Genomic DNA, 17764 nt, shown 5'->3' with positions numbered 1-17764 from the left:
GATATCCTGACTTGCGGTAGGGTTTGAGACTTTCTCGGATGATCTGTGGATCGTCCCTGATCGTGAGAGCTGACGAAATATCCTGGGGAGGAACAATGACGGACAGATCATTTGATAAATCGCGCGGTTTGAAGATCACACGTCTGCTTGGCCGAGAGAGTGTGTGCTGATGGCGCCACTTCGCATCGCGCTGATTGGCGCAGGCTTGATTGGCCGTGAACATGTCACGTTGATATCGGCAAACCTAGATGCGGAACTGGTTGCGATCTCGGATGTGTCGGATGAAAGCGTGTTCTATGCTTCCGCCATCGGTGTTCGCCACTTTCTCGATTTTGAAACGATGCTGGATGAGGTCAAACCCGATGGGGTCATCATCGCCTCGCCGAATGCATTGCATGTTTCGGCAGCGTTGGCCTGCGTTGAGCGCGGCATCGTCAGTCTCGTCGAAAAGCCGATTTCCGACCGGCTTGAAACCGCAGTTGCGCTGGTCCGGGCCAGCGAAAGTTCAGGTGTGCCGGTACTGGTCGGACATCAACGTCGGCACAGCCCCGACATTCAGAAAAGCAGGCAATTGATTGCCGAGGGAATGATCGGTCGGCTGGTTGCCGTGCATGGCATGTGGCTCACCGACAAGCCGGGGCACTATTTCAATGCCGAATGGCGTCGCCGGGCAGGTGGTGGACCACTGCTAATCAATCTGATCCATGACATTGATTGCCTGCGATATATTTGCGGTGATATCCATTCCGTACAGGCTTTCACTTCCAATGCTGTCCGTGCGTTCGAAGTCGAAGACACGGCCAGCATTGGGCTCCGGTTTGAAAACGGTGCACTCGGCAGTTTCCTGATGAGCGATACGGTGGTCTCGTCTTTCAACTGGGGCACGGCTGCGGGACAGGCGCTTTACTTCCCGCATCAGCCGGAGAATGCCTACTATTTCGGCGGCACAAAAGGCTGTTTAACGGCACCCGGTATGGATTTGTGGCGGCACGAAAATCCGGATGGAAACTGGCAGGACCCGCTTCTGTGCCAGCATGTTTCGCTGGATCGGTCGCGCGCCTATGTCAATCAGCTCGACCATTTTCTGTCGGTCATCCGTCGCGAGGCGGAGCCTTTGGTGTCCGCACGCGATGGCATGATGACACTCGCGACCGTGCTGGCGATTCAGGCAGCCGGGACCGGGAACAGCACCATATCCGTGCATGAATTCGTGGAGCAGGTGAACGCCTAACTCTCGAAGTCGCCGAAAATATCCTGCAAGCGGGTCAGTTGTTGCACGCGTTCATCGACAGCGCTGCCGAGCAGAATGATGATATGCGACAGCATGAGGTCCATGATGGCCGTCATCGTCGCCGCGCCATCCCAGAGCGGACCGTGAGAGCCGGGGACGATGAGCGCGATGTCGGCGACTTCATTTGCCCAGGAACAGAACTCGTCGGTCAGCAGGATCACCTTCACGCCGACACGGCGCGCTTCGATCGCCAGAGGGCGCGCCTTGGAGGCAAAGCGGCGCACATCGTGCAGAAACAGCACGCGGTTTTCGACGGAGCCGTCCAGCAGTTCCGCATAGGTGCCGTTCAGTCCATCCACGAAGGAGACGCCGGGGCGCGAATAGGAAAGTTGCGATGCAAAATATTGCGCAATGCCGCGCACATTCTGATAGGCGGCAACATAGACTTCGCGCGCGTCGATCAGCGCGTCGATGGTCTGCTGCCATTCCGGGCTGGTGGTAAGCTCGTAGACGGTGCCGAGATTCTCGATCTGCTCCTGTACCAGACCGGCGAGCAGTTTTCCTTCGCGGAAATCCTGCTGAAGCCGGGCGACCGGTCCCTTCACCTGCCATGCCGGATTGGAACGACCGCGCCTGAGCGCCGTTTTCAGTTCTTCCAGTCCGTCGAAGCCCAGCCGTCGCAGGTAACGCCCCACGGTCATTTGAGAAATGCCCAGCCGTTCGGCGATGGACTTTGCCGTCTCAAATGGAAGATCGGCGATGTTGCGCTCGATATAGCTGGCGATCAGCTTGTCGGCCTTGGATTTACGCAGCTCGGCGCTTTGCAGGCGTACGAGAATGTCTTTAGCCAAATCTTACCCCTCCCGTAAGCACCACAGCGGTTCCCCTTGGAACTGAATCATCCAACCGCTCTATCTATTTGTTTTGAGCACATCTTATCCAAAAATCGTATCAAGATTTTCGGGATGTGCTCCAGTCGCTATAGCGGCGACTGGAGGTGACGCAACAGCTTATTGTGCCGTTTTTACCTTTGTCCAGACCCGGTCGAGCTGGCGAACGCCGGAGCCAAGATCTTCGAAGATCTGAAGCCGCTTCATCGTTTCGTCGGTCGGGTTGATTTCCGTGCTGCTCTTGATGTTGTCTGGCGTCAGCTGGCGGGCCGGCACATTGGGCGTACCGTTGGTCTGTTGGGCAACATTGAGCGCAGCAATTTCAGGCCGCGTGTAGAACTGCATGAACTTGATGGCATTGTCCTTGTTCGGAGACGTTTTGAGAACGCACATATCTTCCTGATACATGGTCGCGCCTTCTTCCGGAATGACATAGCCGAGGTCTTTCGGGTTGCCGAAGACGTCGATCATGCTGCCGACGAAGAAATGCGCGGCGGCAACATCGCCTGCGCCGACCATCGGTCGGGAATCATAGGTGAAAGCGGCCACATAAGGCTTCATCTCGATCACCGTATCGGCGGCTTTCTGAAGTTGCGCCGGGTCGGTCGAATTCACGGAATTGCCGTTGAGGATGAGGCCAACACTCAGCACTTCGCGCATATCGTCGAGAAGGGTGATCTTGAGCTTCTTTTCCTTGACCGTCGCCAGCAGGTCTTTCCAGCCGGTTATATCCTTGCCGAGCACACGCCGGTTATAGAGAATGCCAACCGTTCCGAAGGCATAGGGCAGGCAATATTCGCCCTTCGGGTCGCTTTTGGCGCGAAGGAACTTCGGATCGATATTCTTGAAGCCCTCATAGGTGTTGATGTCGGTCTTGGCCAGCAGATCGAGCTTGGCCATGATGTCCTGCATATGCACGGACGGAAACACGATGTCATAGCCGCTGGCGCCGCCCTGAATCTTGGCCAGCATTTCCTCATTGGAGGAATAGGTGGAAAGATTGACCTTGATCTTGGTCTCTTCCTCGAATTTCTGAAGAACGGCGGGATTGATATACTCGCCCCAGTTATAGATGTTCAACTCGTCTGCGAAGCTTTTGCCGGTAGACATGCCCATAACCGTAAGCGCAATCAGCCCGAGGCGCTGAACGGCACCCTTGAAGGTCGTCATTGTAGTTCCCCTTGTCGTTTGTCACATTTTTCTCAAAGGCCGCAACCTTTCCCGCTTATCGCTGGTGACGGAAAGGATGGGTCTTCGAGGCGTTGACTTGTACCGGAATATGGTATCAACATAACCAAATCACGCAAGAGTTAATTCAATAACATTTCGGGGAACGAAAAATGCGCGATGCGATTGTGCGGCTGGTGTCCGCCGCCAAGACCTTTGCCAGTCCGGAGGGCGGCGAGGTCAAGGCACTGGACGGTATCGATCTGGATATCGGTCGGAATGAGTTCATCACATTGCTGGGCCCGTCGGGCTGCGGCAAGACAACCTTGCTCCAGGCAATCAGCGGGTTTGCCGCACTGGATAGCGGGCGGATCGAGATCGACGGCGTCGACATGACGGATCGACCGCCTTATCGCCGACCGGTCAATACGGTCTTTCAGAACTATGCGCTGTTTCCGCATATGAGCGTCGGGCAGAACACCGGATATGCTCTCGAAGTTGCGGGTGTCGGCAAGGCCGAGCGCACGGAGCGCGTCAGGGCTGTTTTGCAGATGGTGGGATTGGCTGGTATGGAAGCGCGCTTGCCGCGTCAGCTCTCCGGTGGTCAGCAGCAGCGTGTCGCATTGGCCCGGGCCATTGTGGCGCGGCCAAAAGTTCTGCTGCTGGATGAGCCGCTATCCGCACTCGACAAAAACCTGCGCGAGGCGATGCAGTTCGAGCTGAAAACCTTGCAGCACGAATTGGGCATTACCTTCATCTTCGTCACCCACGACCAGCAGGAAGCGCTGACCATGTCGGATCGCGTGGCGGTGCTCTCCAATGGGCGCATCCAGCAGCTGGACGCGCCGCGTGTTGTGTATGATCGCCCGGTCAATGCCTTCGTCGCCAATTTCGTTGGCGCCAGCAATTTGCTGGAAGGGCAAGCCGACGCCAACGGCTTCGTGCTGGGGGATGGGACGGTGTTGCATCACGACGGTGACGGCAAAGCCAAAGGCAAGGTTACCGCACTTCTGCGCCCTGAAAATTTCTCGCTTGTCGCGCGCCATGAAAGACATGGCGCGCTTGATGTCACGCTCGATCAGATTGTCTTTGTCGGCTCGTCTTTCGAACTACTTGGGCGTCTCGCGTCCGGGCGCAAGCTGATGGCGCAGATTCCGGCGGTGGACCGGAACACGGTCAATGATCTGCAGCCGGGGCAGGCCGCGCGCTGGTATTACGATCCGGCTACGGTCCACCTTCTGTGTGAAGGGGAGGGTGCGTGATGAATCTCGCTGCCCTGCGGCGCATGCAACTGACGGTTCTGCTTGGACCGGCGACACTGTTCCTGATCGTCTTCTTTGCCATTCCGCTCGGAATTATGGTGGTGACGAGCTTTCTCGCGCCCGGTCTTTATGGCGGTGTCGAATGGGAGTTCTATCCGCATAATTTCGGGCGCATTCTGGGTTTTGCCGACCCGGCATTCGAGGAATACGACCCCATCTACCTATCGATTTTCTTTCGCTCAGTCCGGATCGCCATCGTGACGGTCATCGCCGCCTTGCTGGTCGCTTATCCCGCCGCGTTCTACATCAGCAGGCTTCCCGACCGGTGGAAGAATTTCTGCATTTTTCTCATTACCCTGCCGTTCTTCGCCAGCCTGATTGTGCGGCTGTTCGTTTGGGTGATGATCCTGCGCCCGACAGGCCTCATCAATGAAACGCTGATGTCGCTCGGCATCATTTCGCGTCCGCTGGACATGATCTATACCGACGGGGCCATCGTACTGGGCATGGTCTATGTGTTCCTGCCATTCATGTTCATGCCGGTCTATGCCAGCATTGAAAAGCTGGACTGGCGTCTGGTACAGGCGTCGCTGGATCTGGGGGCAGGTCCGGTGCGGACATTCTTCCGGATTGTCCTGCCGCTGACCGCACCCGGCATTGCCGCCGGTTCGGTGATTGTCTTCATTCCGTCGCTTGGAAATTTCGTTGTGCCTGCCGTGCTCGGCGGTGCCAAGGTGATGATGCTCGGCAATCTCATCGAAGGGCAGTTTCTCTCGGCGCGCAACTGGCCGTTCGGGTCGGCGCTCGCCATGATGGTGATGGCCGTCATGCTGGTGCTGCTCTTGTTCTATGTGCTTTTGACCAACCGGCGTAATGCCGCCGAAGCGCTGTCGCAGTAAGGGGAGATATTCATGAAAGTCGCCCGTACTCTCTTCAACGGCGGATTGCTGCTCTACGTCGCCTTGTTCTTCGCCTTCATCTATATCCCGCTTGCGCTCATCATCGTCTATTCGTTCAACGCCAATCCGGTGAACATGATGGTGTGGAGCGGCTTTACCACCGACTGGTATGCGCAGGTGCTGGGCTTCAAGACAGGCGTTTCCGAAAGTGCGCTCTATATCGAATCGACCGACCAGCTTGTGGCCGCCGTGTTCAACAGCCTGAAAATCGCGATTTCGACGACGCTCATCTCGACCGTTCTCGGAACTGCACTGGCGCTGGCCATGCATCGCTACAATTTTCTGGGAAAGCGCTTCTATCAGGTGACGCTTTTCATGCCGATGCTGATGCCGGATATCGTACTGGGCATTGCGCTTTTGATCTTCTTCGTCAATGCGGGTATTCATCTGGGACTAACGACGATCATCATCGGGCAATGCACGTTTCTGATCTCCTATGTATTCATCGTGGTTTCGGCCCGGCTGGCCGGTATGGACCGCACGCTGGAACATGCATCGGCAGATCTCGGCGCCAATGAATGGACGACGTTCCGCAAGGTCGTCATGCCCCAGCTCATGCCTGGCATTCTTGGTGGGGCACTGCTTGCCTTCATCATTTCCATGGATGACCTTGTCATCACCTATTTCATCGCAGGCGTTGATGTTACGACCCTGCCGATGTTCATCTTCGCCATGCTGCGACGCGGCATCAAACCGGAAATCAATGCGATCGCCGTCATGATGCTGACCTTCTCTTTCGTCGTGGCTTCGCTCGGTCTCTATCTTCGCTCTCGGAAGAAATAACATGACTTCACAGACACCTATCCGCAAACCGCGTGGCCGTGACCTCGGCATTCCTTTTACCGGGCGCACTGGCCCCAATAATGCGATCACCGATGTCGATGGTATCGGGGTCGGCTTCCAGACGATCATCGAGAACGAGCCACGTCCGGGTCGCAAGCGTCCGGCGCGCAGTGGCGTGACCGCAATTGTGCCGCATATGCAGTCGGAGACACCGGTTCCGGTCTATGCCGGTATTCATCGCTTCAATGGCAATGGTGAAATGACGGGCACGCACTGGATCGCGGATGGCGGTTATTTCCTTGGCCCCGTCGTCATCACCAATACGCACGGTATCGGCATGGCTCATCATGCCACCACACGCTGGATGGTGGACCGCTATGCCTCGACCTACCAGACTGACGATTTCCTCTGGATCATGCCGGTTATTGCCGAAACCTATGATGGTGCGCTGAACGACATCAACGGCTTTCCCGTCACGGAAACCGATGTGCGCAAGGCGCTCGACAGCGCTGCTTCCGGCCCGGTGCAGGAAGGCAATTGCGGTGGCGGTACGGCTATGGTCACCTATGGCTTCAAAGGCGGCACGGGTACGGCATCCCGCGTTGTGGAGTTCGGTGGTCGCAGCTTCACAATTGGTGCGCTGGTGCAGGCCAATCATGGCCAGCGCGACTGGTTGACCATTGCCGGTGTTCCGGTCGGCAAGCATATGCGCGACGGCACCCCGCAAAGCCAGTTGCAGGAGCGCGGTTCCATCATCGTGGTGCTGGCAACCGATTTGCCCTTGATGCCACATCAGCTGCAGCGGCTGGCGCGCCGCGCCGCTATCGGTATCGGTCGCAACGGCACGCCGGGCGGCAACAACTCAGGCGATATTTTCCTGGCCTTCTCGACGGCCAATCAGCGTCCGATGCAACACCGCTCCGAGCCCTTCCTCCAGATGGAAGTGGTCAATGACGAACCGCTTGATCCTTTCTATCTCGCTGCGGTCGACAGCGTGGAGGAAGCGGTGGTCAATGCGATGATTGCAGCTGAGGATATGGGCGGGACTTCCTATGACCGTCTGCTCATTCAGGCTATCGACCACGACAAGCTGCGCGAGGTTCTGGCCAGCTATGGAAGACTGTCTGCATAAGGCAACAAACGGATCTTTGCTTGCAGTATAGAAAGCAGCGACAGACATGATGTCTGTCGCTGCCCCTTTGTGATGTTATCTCGACTGGAGGTCAGATCATCACAATGGCAATGCCGGATTGGGCTTTGCTTTTAAAACGACCGCTGAAAGCGAACTGTGCCGCCCCAGGCATCGTTAACGGGATTGTCGCGCACATCAGCTTCATAGCGCTTCCACTCGCCACCGAATTTGGTGTAGTTGACTTCCGGCGTGATGGTGAAACCGGGGACGATTTGATAGGCGATATTGGCCGCAGCAGCGGTCTTGCCCCAATCATCATGCGCGCCTTGCAGATTGAAAGCCACCTTGTCGGTCGCCTTGAATTTCAAGCCGCCCCATACCGCCCAGTCGCCGCCCCACTGGCCATACATCTGATCCGGATCGTCTTCAGAAGAATATGCGCCCTGCAGCCAGAGCGAGAAACGGTCGGTCAGATTGACGTCGCCGCGGACTTTGGCCGCCCACGCTTCAATGACTGAGTCATAGGCCACGACACCTGCGATCGCCCCCCAGCCGCCCGCATATTTCAATCCGCCGACGACATGCGGCACATAACCGTCAATGGTGTAGTCGTGACCGTCGGGGTTGATATAGCCGCCGTCATTGTCGCCACCCTGTTCGAGGGCAATGACCGCTGAAAAGCCGCTGCTGCCTCCAAATGTGTACGAGATCTTGCCGGTGCGATAAGCGCCGGGTGAAACCACGTCATCATTGATGATATCGCCGAGATAGCCGGTGAAGGTGTGGAATTCCGAGTCGTCGATACCGACCCTCAGACCGCCGAGTTCGATAAAGGCATATCGCAGGACAACATCCGAATCCGCATCACCATATACATCGCTGATGCCGGAACTGTTTGCCTAATAGTTGAAGCGGGTTTCAGTAAAAGTCTTCAAGGTGCCGAATTCGGTTTCCGAACCGGTCGAGGTGCGAAGCGCAAAACGGGCAGTTTTGTCCCAGCCTTCGCGATCAATGCCAGAGTAGACATCGTCGCCGCCCTTAATATCGTAACGCAGATAGCCGTGGATACGCAGGCAGGTTTCTGTGCCGGGGATGTAGAAATAGCCCGTGCCATAGGCGTCGCAAACACGCATATACTCAACGCCTTCAGGCTCTGGCGCGATGATTGCGTCGGCAGCATAGGATGAAAAGGAGATCATCGTCGCAGCCGAAGAGATCAGAACGGTCTTCATTTTCATAAGATTTGCCTCGATTCAGCGTGAATTTTATGAGGCCCATTTATACATCCGTGACCGTTCTGCCTCAACAACGTAAAAAGTAATTCATTCAATTGTTATTTAAATGTTGCAGCAATGATACCAATTACCACAATATATTATTATTTATACTTTTTATTTATATCAAATTGGTGCTCATTTTATAATTATGTCTAAATGATAATTGGTAGGCTAATTATATAATTGTCATTACTTTTCAAAAAGTTGCGATTTTTTGAATTTGACTGATAGTATAACCATTCGTTTCAGAATGTGAGCTTTTAATCGTGCCTTGAGGGGCGAGTAATTGGAAAAGAAGTATTATCGATGGCAATTGACGCAGAAAAATTGACTTTGTTGCGGGATTTGATGGCAAATATACTTGTTTCCGCGAAAATATGGCGATCACTCGCAAACGAGGCGTTACTCGATCTCGGACTTGATTCGGGGATCGCGGCTTGCCTGTTCTGGATTGCGCATGTGGGGGATGGCGCCAAGCAGATTGATATCGCAACGGAAATGGGGCTGACGGCGGCATCGCTGGTGCGGATGATCGATTCACTGGAAGCACTTCAGCTTGCGCGTCGCGAGGTGGATGAGAACAACAGACGAGCGAACAGGATCAGGCTGACCGAAGAGGGGCACCGCGTCGTTTCCATCATGCAAAAGCTCCTTGATGGTGTACATCAGAAAATATTCCGGGAGTTTGAGAGCAGGGATATCAATACGGCCAACACGCTTTTACGGCGAGTAATCAGCGAAAGGGCCTGATCGCCAACATCCGAAGTGTTGCTGTGCATGCGGTCTCAGCAAATTTGTTGCTGAATGTTTCTCGCTTTCACTTGGAAATATTCAGTTACAAAAAAATAAGAAATACTCGTCGTGAAGCAGCTATAGTAGCGTGCAACAATATCTGCATGTTAAACGACACGAGTCTGAATGAGTGTTCCTCCGCATATACTGATTGTCGATGACGACCCGGAAATTCGATCACTGCTGTCTCGCTATATCAGCGAGCAGGGTTTTCGTGTTTCTGTGGCGGGTGATCGGCGCGAATGCGAAAAGCGCTTCACGGAAACCAACCCCAATCTGATCGTGCTGGATGTCATGCTGCCGGACGGTTCCGGCCTCGATATTTGCAGGCGGCTGCGGGATCGGGAGCCAAGTATTCCGGTCATCCTGCTGACGGCATTGAAAGAGGATGTCGACCGTATCATCGGTCTGGAAATCGGTGCTGATGACTATCTCGGCAAGCCGTTCAATCCGCGGGAGCTGACGGCGCGCATCAAGGCTGTGCTGCGCCGCAGCCAGCATGTTGCCTCAACGACGAACGACGATGTGACGATTTTTCATTTCGGTGATTTCTCGCTCGACCCGCAATTGCGCAAGGTTGTGAAGCAGGATGGCGCACAGATCGAACTGACGGCAGCTGAATTTGACTTGTTGAAAGTGTTTGTGGAACGTCCGGGACGCCTGCTGTCGCGCGATCAGCTGCTCGATTTCACGCAGGGCCGTGGCCGTGGCCCGCTGGACCGTTCGATTGACGTTCTCATGAGCCGGTTGCGCCGCAAGCTGGATGATAGTCAGGCCGGGGATATTTTTAAAACTGTTCGCAATGGCGGCTATCAGCTGACCGTGCCCGTCAAGACATCGGTCGTGACGCGATGAACACGTTGCGCAATCGAATCGCGCTGTTGTTGATCTGCGCCATTGTCGCCGTTGTGGGGCTTGCGACTTTTGCGGCAGACCGTGTGCTCAGCCCGCCGTCGCGTGAACTGACATCTGATCCGCTGGCGCGCCAGATCATCCTGCTCGTTTCGTTGTTTGATAAAAATCCGGAGGAAGCAGAGAAGCTCGGTTTCACGCTTCAAAAGCAGCCGGTCGATAATGACGTCGATGAAAGAGGCACAAGTTTCATTTCACGCGCATTGGCGGCGAATGGCAAAAACTGGCCGCTGATTGTCAGTCGCGCGGATGCACCGAGGACAGAGAATGTTTCTGTCAAGCTTGGTGAAGAGCAATGGTTGATTCTGCAAATCCCGCAGATGGGCCCACCGGATGGAGCGGCCCGGGTGCTGGCGCTGTGGATCTGTCTGATCGTTCTGGGCAGTGCCGCCATTTCATTGTTTGCCGCCGACAAGATTACCAAACCGCTGCGCCTGCTGGAAGGCGCGGTCACGCGTATCGGGCCGGATGGCGTGCTGCCGCTGATACCCGAGACGGGATCGGGCGAGGTGCGAGCCACCGCGAAGGCTATCAACCAGCTTTCGACAAGGCTTAAAGCCGCGATGGAAAGCCGTATGCGGCTGGTCGCTGCCGCCGGTCACGACTTGCGGACTCCCATGACGCGTATGCGGCTTCGTGCCGAATTCGTTACGGACGAGACGGAGCGCACAAAGTGGCTGGCCGATCTGCAAGAACTCGATTCGATTGCCGATAGCGCGATCCGCCTCGTGCGCGAGGAAGTGGACAGCAATGGTGCGACGGAGATTTTGCAACTCGACCGCCTCGTGACCGAACTGGTCACGGAATTGCGGGCGATTGGCTATTCGGCAGAGTTGCAGACAGCAAAAGTCACACAGCCCATTATGGTGCAGGCAAACCCGATTGCGCTGACACGGGCGCTGCGCAACCTGATGATCAATGCTGCAACCCATGGTCATCACGCGGTTGTGTCGAGTGTTGAGAAGAACGGCAAGGCAATCGTTCTTATAGAAGATGACGGACCGGGCATTCCGGAGGAGATGATGGGACGCATCTTCGAGCCGTTTTTCCGGGTGGATGCGGGACGCCGCAAAATGCATCCCGGTGCAGGACTTGGACTAGCTATCGCAAAGGAGATTATCGAACGCATGGGAGGGTGCATCGATATCGCCAACAAGACGCCGAACGGCATTGCACAAACGGTGACACTGCCGGTCGCAACCAAATCGCTCAGTAAACAAGGTCTATAGTATGGTTCAGCCGCTGATCTCCCATGGCAAGCCCCGCAGCTCCCTCCCAGGTGTGCGGTCTTTCGGAATGGCGCTCGCAGCCGCCTCGCTTCTGATAGTGTCGGCCTGTTCTCAAGAGCAATCCCAGAATGCCGCCGCCGGTGGTGCGCCCAAGCCGCAGGTCAGTGTTGTGACCTTGCAGCCGCAATCGGTGTCCATCAATGCGGAAATGCCAGGGCGCACGACGGCGTCGCTGGTGGCTGAAGTCAGGCCGCAGGTTGGCGGTATCATTCAGAAAAGACTGTTCACCGAAGGCGGCGAGGTCAATGAGGGCGACGCGCTCTATCAGATCGATCCCGCCAGCTATCAGGCTGCTTATGACAGTGCGGCGGCGGCTCTCCAGAAAGCGGAAGCCACTGTGCCGAGCGCGCAATCCATGGTGACGCGCTATCAGGGCCTGATCAAGCAGAACGCAGTCAGCAAGCAGGACCTCGACAATGCAATCGCGTCGCTGGCGCAGGCCAATGCGGATGTTGCGGCTGCCAAGGCGGCGCTCGATACAGCGCAGATCAATCTCAATTATACGTCTATCAAAGCCCCCATCGGCGGGCGCATCGACCGGTCGACCCTGACGCCGGGCGCGCTGGTGACAGCCAGCCAGGATACGGCGCTGACCACGATCCGCACGCTTGACCCGATCAATGTCGATGTGACGCAATCGAGCACCAATCTGCTCAATCTGCGTCAGGCAATTCAGGACGGCCGCATCAAGATCAGCGGTGAAAATGTCACTGTTCGCCTGAAGCTCGAAACCGGCGCGATCTATCCGCTGTCGGGCAAGCTGGAATTTGCCGAATCCGCCGTGAGCGAAACCACGGGCACCTTCACGCTGCGCGCGACATTCCCCAATCCGGATCGCCTGCTGTTGCCGGGCATGTTTGTTCGTGCACTGGTTGAAGAAGGCGTCGCGCCCAACAGTTTCCTCGTGCCGCAGCGCGGTGTGACACGCAACGCCAAGGGCGAGCCGACCGGTCTGTTCGTCAATGCGGAAAACAAGATTGAGGAACGTGTTCTGGAAGTCAGCCAGAGCGTCGGCAACAATTGGCTGGTCATCAGCGGCGTTGCCGCTGGCGACCGGGTTATTGTCGAAGGCTCGCAGCTCGTTCGCGCCGGTCAGGATGTCGAGCCAGTGGATGTAACCGTCGACGATACGACGGGCGAAGTGCGCGAGCGCAAGCAGGCTCAGGCGACGGAAGATTCCGCCACCCAGCTTGCTCAGGGTCAGGCAAGCAGCGCGGCGGTGAAGGAATAGACCATGTCGAATTTCTTCATCAACCGACCCAATTTCGCTTGGGTTATCGCGATCGTCATCATGCTTGGCGGTTTGCTGGCCCTCAATTCGCTGTCCATCTCGCAATATCCGCAGATTGCGCCGACAACAGTGCGCATCAGCGCCACCTATGCGGGTGCGGATGCCGAAACGGTCGAAAACTCGGTCACCAAGGTGATCGAGCAAGGCATGACCGGTATCGATAATCTGGATTACATGACGGCCAACTCGACCTCGACCGGGGCTGCAACCATCACGCTGACCTTCACCAGCGCCGCTGATCCTGATGTGGCGCAGATGCAGGTGCAGAACAAGCTGCAGCTCGTCCAGTCGCAGCTGCCGGAAATCGTGCAGAGCACCGGGATCACGGTCAGCAAGTCGTCCGAAAGCTTTCTGATGGTCATCGGCTTTGTCTCGACAGACAAAAAGCTGACGGCGAACGATCTCGCTGACTATATCGACAGCACGCTCAACGATACGCTGAAGCGTGTCGAAGGCGTTGGCGATACACGCATTTTCGGTGCTGGCTATGCCATGCGCATCTGGCTGGACCCGGACAAGCTTACGAAATACGCGCTCATGCCGAGCGATATTACTACGGCCATCGAAGCGCAGAACACGCAGGTTTCTGCGGGTCAGCTCGGTGCGATGCCCGCTGAAAAAGGCCAGCAGCTCAATGCGACGGTGACGGCCCAGAGCCGTCTTCAGACGCCGGAGCAGTTCCGCAATATCATTTTGAAAAGCACGACCGACGGTTCGCTGGTGCGGCTGAATGATGTGGCCCGCGTGGAGCTTGGCTCGGAAAGCTATACGAGCCAATCCAGCTATAACGGTCTGCCTTCGGGCGCCATCGGTATTTATCTTGCCACCGGCGCCAATGCGATCAGCACCGCCGAAGGCGTACAGACCGCCATCGGCAACCTTCAGGAAACACTCCCGGCCGGTGTGGAGGTCGTTTATCCTTATGACACGACGCCATTCGTGCGCCTGTCCATCGAGGAAGTGATCAAGACGCTTATTGAAGCTATTGTTCTCGTCTTCGTGGTCATGCTGGTATTCCTGCAAAATATCCGCGCAACGCTCATCCCGACACTCGCCGTTCCGGTCGTTCTGCTGGGTACTTTCGGGGTGCTGGCGGTCTTCGGCTATTCCGTCAATACACTGACCATGTTTGCCATGGTGCTGGCCATCGGCCTTCTGGTGGATGACGCGATTGTCGTTGTGGAAAATGTCGAGCGCGTGATGGAGGAGGAGGGGCTTCCACCAAGAGAAGCCACGATCAAATCCATGGGCGAGATCACCGGCGCACTGGTGGGTATCGCGACGGTTCTCTCTGCCGTGTTTATCCCGATGGCCTTCTTCGGAGGCTCGGTCGGCGTTATCTATCGCCAGTTTTCGGTGACCATCGTATCGGCGATGATTCTGTCCGTGGTGGTCGCACTCATCCTGACACCGGCGCTGTGCGCCACGCTTTTGAAGCCGGTTCATGGTCATGCGAAACAGCGCGGAATTTCGGGCTGGTTCAATCGCGGTTTCGACCGCACGACGAACGCCTATCGCAGCGGCGTCAGCGGAATTCTCTCTCGTTCGTCGCGCTTTCTGGTGATTTTCGTATTGATCGTCATCGCTATGGGCTGGCTGTTCAACCGCCTCCCAAGCTCGTTCCTGCCGGAAGAAGATCAGGGCACGCTCATGACCAGCGTTCAGCTCCCCGTGGGCGCAACGCAGGACCGTACCGAGCGCGTCATGAAGCAGGTGACGGATTTCTATCTCAATCAGGAGAAAGATGCCGTCGAAGGCGTGATGAGCGTCATCGGCTTCGGTTATGGCGGGCAGGGACAGAATGTCGGTCTGGCCTTTGTGCGCCTGAAAGATTTCGAAACGCGCAAGACTGCCGATCTCTCGGCAAGTGCTGTTGCCGGACGCGCCATGAAATATTTCTCGACAATCCGCGACGGTAAGGTTTTTGCACTTGCGCCGCCTGCCATTCAGGGTATGGGCAATTCGAGCGGCTTCGATTTCTTCCTGCAGGATGTCAATGGCGTGGGCCATGCCAAGCTGATCGAGGCGCGCAATCAGTTGCTGGCGCTCGCCGGCAAGAGCAGTCTTTTGTCCGGCACCCGCCCGAACGGGCAGGAAGACTCGCCGGAATTCGGCATCAATATCGATCAGGAAAAAGCGAGCGCGCTTGGCGTTTCTCTGGCCGATATCAACAGCACGCTCTCCACCGCCTGGGGTAGCGCCTATGTCAACGATTTCATCGACCGGGGACGCATCAAGCCGGTCTATATTCAGGGTGACAGCGCGTTCCGCATGCAGCCGGAAGATCTGGCCAAATGGCAGGTTCGCAATTCGGCTGGAACCATGGTGCCGTTCTCGGCCTTCGCGACCGGCTACTGGAAATTCGGTTCGCCCCGACTGGAACGCTATAACGGGTCGTCCGCTGTGGAAATTCAGGGTGCTGCCGCTGAAGGTGTCAGCTCCGGCGTTGCCATGGATGAAATCGACAATCTGATGAAGCAGTTGCCTTCCGGCTTTGCGCATGAATGGACGGGGCTTTCCTATCAGGAGCAGCTGTCCGGTAATCAGGCCGCGTCTCTCTATGCAATCTCGGTTCTGGTGGTCTTCCTGTGCCTCGTGGCGCTCTATGAAAGCTGGTCGATCCCGTTTGCGGTCATGCTGTCGGTGCCAATCGGCATCTTCGGCGCTCTGCTTGGGGCGACGCTATTCGGCCAAAGCAACGACGTTTATTTCAAGGTCGGTCTTCTTACGACCATCGGCCTTGCTGCCAAAAATGCCATTCTGATCGTCGAATTTGCGATAGAGCGGCAGGCCGCAGGCATGGGGCTGGTAGAGGCGACTTTGGAAGCCTCGCGACAGCGCCTGCGACCGATCTTGATGACATCCTTCGCCTTCATTCTGGGCGTTACGCCATTGGCCATTGCAAGCGGTGCCGGTTCCGGTGCACAGAACGCAATTGGTATCGGCGTTATGGGTGGGATGATCGCCGCAACCGTGGTAGGTGTCTTCCTTGTTCCGCTGCTCTTCGTTACCGTTCGACGTGTGTTCAAGGGCAAATCCAGTCAAACTCAACCGGTGTCGCCGCAGACGCAGACGGAATCAAACCATGACGACAAATGATCTTACCCGCGTTGCAGCGACTTTTGACCATAAGCCCTGCACCAGACAGGATCAGCGTGTCCGCCGCTATCTGAAAGTGCTGGGCACCCTGTGCCTCGTCGCCACCGTCAGTGGTTGTGTGGTTGGGCCAGACTATCAGTCGCCCTTGATCAACATGCCTTCGAACTGGGGCAACAAGAAGCAGCAAAAGCCGGCCAAGCCGGCAGAGCTGGCCGAATGGTGGAAGCGGCTCAACGATCCATTGCTCAATGCTTTCGTAGAGGAAGCCGTTGCGGGCAATCTGGACGTTGCGACCGCCAAGGCCCGTGTGCGTGAAGCGCGTGCGACCTATCGCCAGTCGGTCGGTACATTGCTGCCATCGCTGGACGGTTCTGCTTCGGCGACCCGCAGCCGGACCGGCTCTTCGGTGGATGGCGCTGCGAGCACCAGCAACCAGTTCCAGGGCGGACTGGATGCAAGCTGGGAAATCGATCTGTTCGGCGCCAACCGCCGGTCGGTGGAAGCCGCGAAATACGGTATGGACGCCTCCGAGGAAGACCTGCGCAACACGCTCGTGACGTTGATCGGCGATGTGACGACCAACTATGTTGAAGCTCGCGGTTATCAGGCCCGTATCGCTCTGGCCCGACGGACTGCCGCTTCGCAACGCGAGACGGCAACACTGACGCGCAACAAGTTCGAGGCGGGCGCGTCCTCGGCGGTCGATCTTTCCAATGCATCGGGGCAGGCTGCGTCGACGGAAGCGAATATTCCAGACCTTGAAGCCGCTTACGCAGCTTCCGTGCATCGCCTGTCCGTGCTGACGGGTCGTGCGCCTGCGGCGTTGGCCGAGCGGATGAAGAAGGTCAAGGCGATCCCCAAGCCGAAGCTGCCAATGCCCACCGGCATTCCGGCAGATATTCTGCTGTCGCGCCCGGATGTGCGGCTGGCCGAACGTCAATATGCACAATACACAGCCAAGGTCGGTCAGGCGGAAGCCGCCCGTTATCCGAGCCTCAGCCTCACGGGCGATATTGCGACATCAGCCACGAAGATCGGCGATCTTGGCAAAAGCTCTTCGATCAGCTGGTCGTTTGGCCCAAGCCTCTCGGTTCCGATCTTCAATGGCGGTCAGCTCAAGGCAGCGGTCGAGCTGGCGGAAGCACAGCGCGACCAGTATTTCATCGCCTATCGTTCTTCGATCCTGACCGGGCTTGAAGAAGTTGAAAACGCGATCGTGTCGCTGGCGCAGGAGCGCATCAAGTCTTCCAAGCTAGCAACCTCAGCCGGTCATTATCGCGAAGCGGCATCGCTTGGACGTTCGCTCTATCAGTCGGGTACGCAGAGCTTCCTCGATCTTCTGGAAGCGCAGCGTTCGCTCTATTCGGCGGAAGATTCGCTGATCGCCAGCCAGGTTCTGATCACGACCGATTACATCGCACTCAACAAGGCGCTTGGCGGCGGCTGGAGCGGTGCCATCGAGGTTTCCAAACCGGAAGTGGTGGACGTGAATACGGGTCCACGTCTTCCGAAGAAAAAAGCGGTGGCGGCAGCCGCCAGCAACTAAACGCAAACCCGGTTATCCGGCCCTTCACCCGGATTGGCGATCTTATTCCGGCATCTGCTTCCAGCCTCACAACTGAGCCTGAGCAGATGCCGGAGTTGAAAAGATTGCTGGCAATTACAGATTTTTAGTGGATT

Annotated in this window: 15 protein-coding genes; 13 read left to right on the top strand and 2 right to left on the bottom strand. The window is 56.6% G+C overall.

The window, feature by feature from the left end; translation table 11 throughout:
• The first annotated feature begins 169 nt into the window (after positions 1–169).
• Positions 170–1231, top strand: a complete 1062-nt coding sequence (locus ACTJKP_RS11920) for a Gfo/Idh/MocA family protein (RefSeq protein WP_440630809.1) — start codon at positions 170–172, stop codon at positions 1229–1231.
• Here ACTJKP_RS11920 and ACTJKP_RS11915 read toward each other — a convergent pair.
• Both ACTJKP_RS11915 and ACTJKP_RS11910 read right to left on the bottom strand, forming a co-directional pair.
• Entirely contained in the window at positions 1228–2082 is an 855-nt protein-coding gene (locus ACTJKP_RS11915) for a MurR/RpiR family transcriptional regulator (RefSeq protein WP_078336744.1), read from the bottom strand. The genes ACTJKP_RS11920 and ACTJKP_RS11915 overlap by 4 nt on opposite strands.
• A gap of 159 nt (positions 2083–2241) precedes the next feature.
• Positions 2242–3291 (bottom strand): polyamine ABC transporter substrate-binding protein, encoded by a 1050-nt coding sequence (locus ACTJKP_RS11910; RefSeq protein WP_078336745.1) that lies wholly within the window; start codon positions 3289–3291, stop codon positions 2242–2244.
• A gap of 170 nt (positions 3292–3461) precedes the next feature.
• On the opposite strand from ACTJKP_RS11910, the gene ACTJKP_RS11905 reads away from it, so the two are divergent.
• The 12 genes from ACTJKP_RS11905 (at position 3462) to ACTJKP_RS11850 (ending at position 17630) form a co-directional block, all read left to right on the top strand.
• Positions 3462–4550, top strand: coding sequence for an ABC transporter ATP-binding protein (locus tag ACTJKP_RS11905; RefSeq protein WP_440630808.1), 1089 nt, complete (start codon positions 3462–3464; stop codon positions 4548–4550).
• A complete protein-coding gene (locus ACTJKP_RS11900; protein WP_440630807.1) occupies positions 4550–5449 on the top strand; it encodes an ABC transporter permease in 900 nt (299 codons plus the stop codon). The genes ACTJKP_RS11905 and ACTJKP_RS11900 overlap by 1 nt, the downstream gene beginning before the upstream one ends.
• 12 nt (positions 5450–5461) lie before the next feature.
• Positions 5462–6292 (top strand): ABC transporter permease, encoded by an 831-nt coding sequence (locus ACTJKP_RS11895; protein WP_440630806.1) that lies wholly within the window; start codon positions 5462–5464, stop codon positions 6290–6292.
• 1 nt (position 6293) lies between these two features.
• Positions 6294–7424, top strand: a complete 1131-nt coding sequence (locus tag ACTJKP_RS11890; protein WP_078336749.1) for a DmpA family aminopeptidase — start codon at positions 6294–6296, stop codon at positions 7422–7424.
• Between the two features lie 104 nt (positions 7425–7528).
• Positions 7529–7942 (top strand): hypothetical protein, encoded by a 414-nt coding sequence (locus ACTJKP_RS11885; RefSeq protein WP_440630805.1) that lies wholly within the window; start codon positions 7529–7531, stop codon positions 7940–7942.
• Positions 7943–8206: 264 nt separating this feature from the next.
• Positions 8207–8611 carry a hypothetical protein gene (locus ACTJKP_RS11880; RefSeq protein ID WP_440630804.1) on the top strand — a complete coding sequence of 135 codons (405 nt, stop codon included), beginning with the start codon at positions 8207–8209 and terminating at the stop codon, positions 8609–8611.
• Between the two features lie 396 nt (positions 8612–9007).
• A complete protein-coding gene (locus ACTJKP_RS11875; RefSeq protein WP_440630803.1) occupies positions 9008–9451 on the top strand; it encodes a MarR family winged helix-turn-helix transcriptional regulator in 444 nt (147 codons plus the stop codon).
• A gap of 168 nt (positions 9452–9619) precedes the next feature.
• A complete protein-coding gene (locus tag ACTJKP_RS11870; protein ID WP_440630802.1) occupies positions 9620–10348 on the top strand; it encodes a response regulator in 729 nt (242 codons plus the stop codon).
• The gene (locus ACTJKP_RS11865) at positions 10345–11634 is read left to right on the top strand and encodes an ATP-binding protein (protein WP_078336753.1); all 1290 of its coding nucleotides are present in this window, start codon (positions 10345–10347) and stop codon (positions 11632–11634) included. The genes ACTJKP_RS11870 and ACTJKP_RS11865 overlap by 4 nt, the downstream gene beginning before the upstream one ends.
• Before the next feature lie 67 nt (positions 11635–11701).
• The gene (locus ACTJKP_RS11860; protein WP_440630801.1) at positions 11702–12925 is read left to right on the top strand and encodes an efflux RND transporter periplasmic adaptor subunit; all 1224 of its coding nucleotides are present in this window, start codon (positions 11702–11704) and stop codon (positions 12923–12925) included.
• 3 nt (positions 12926–12928) lie between these two features.
• A complete protein-coding gene (locus tag ACTJKP_RS11855; protein ID WP_440630800.1) occupies positions 12929–16084 on the top strand; it encodes an efflux RND transporter permease subunit in 3156 nt (1051 codons plus the stop codon).
• Positions 16071–17630, top strand: a complete 1560-nt coding sequence (locus tag ACTJKP_RS11850) for an efflux transporter outer membrane subunit (RefSeq protein WP_440630799.1) — start codon at positions 16071–16073, stop codon at positions 17628–17630. Before ACTJKP_RS11855 ends, ACTJKP_RS11850 begins: the two co-directional genes overlap by 14 nt.
• Positions 17631–17764: the final 134 nt, after the last annotated feature.

This window comes from Brucella sp. 22210, assembly GCF_052045675.1.
In the GTDB taxonomy this organism is placed as follows: Bacteria; Pseudomonadota; Alphaproteobacteria; order Rhizobiales; family Rhizobiaceae; genus Brucella.
This window is presented reverse-complemented; position numbering and strand designations above follow the sequence as displayed.

Excerpts from the sequence above, each read along its gene's own strand:
- ACTJKP_RS11860 (WP_440630801.1), top strand. The coding sequence starts at position 11,702 with ATGGCGCTCGCAGCCGCCTCGCTTCTGATAGTGTCGGCCTGTTCTCAA.
- ACTJKP_RS11855 (WP_440630800.1), top strand. The coding sequence starts at position 12,929 with ATGTCGAATTTCTTCATCAACCGACCCAATTTCGCTTGGGTTATCGCG.
- ACTJKP_RS11920 (WP_440630809.1), top strand. The coding sequence starts at position 170 with ATGGCGCCACTTCGCATCGCGCTGATTGGCGCAGGCTTGATTGGCCGT.
- ACTJKP_RS11890 (WP_078336749.1), top strand. The coding sequence starts at position 6,294 with ATGACTTCACAGACACCTATCCGCAAACCGCGTGGCCGTGACCTCGGC.
- ACTJKP_RS11870 (WP_440630802.1), top strand. The coding sequence starts at position 9,620 with ATGAGTGTTCCTCCGCATATACTGATTGTCGATGACGACCCGGAAATT.
- ACTJKP_RS11865 (WP_078336753.1), top strand. The coding sequence starts at position 10,345 with ATGAACACGTTGCGCAATCGAATCGCGCTGTTGTTGATCTGCGCCATT.
- ACTJKP_RS11895 (WP_440630806.1), top strand. The coding sequence starts at position 5,462 with ATGAAAGTCGCCCGTACTCTCTTCAACGGCGGATTGCTGCTCTACGTC.
- ACTJKP_RS11900 (WP_440630807.1), top strand. The coding sequence starts at position 4,550 with ATGAATCTCGCTGCCCTGCGGCGCATGCAACTGACGGTTCTGCTTGGA.
- ACTJKP_RS11885 (WP_440630805.1), top strand. The coding sequence starts at position 7,529 with ATGGCAATGCCGGATTGGGCTTTGCTTTTAAAACGACCGCTGAAAGCG.
- ACTJKP_RS11905 (WP_440630808.1), top strand. The coding sequence starts at position 3,462 with ATGCGCGATGCGATTGTGCGGCTGGTGTCCGCCGCCAAGACCTTTGCC.
- ACTJKP_RS11875 (WP_440630803.1), top strand. The coding sequence starts at position 9,008 with ATGGCAATTGACGCAGAAAAATTGACTTTGTTGCGGGATTTGATGGCA.
- ACTJKP_RS11850 (WP_440630799.1), top strand. The coding sequence starts at position 16,071 with ATGACGACAAATGATCTTACCCGCGTTGCAGCGACTTTTGACCATAAG.
- ACTJKP_RS11910 (WP_078336745.1), bottom strand. The coding sequence starts at position 3,291 with ATGACGACCTTCAAGGGTGCCGTTCAGCGCCTCGGGCTGATTGCGCTT.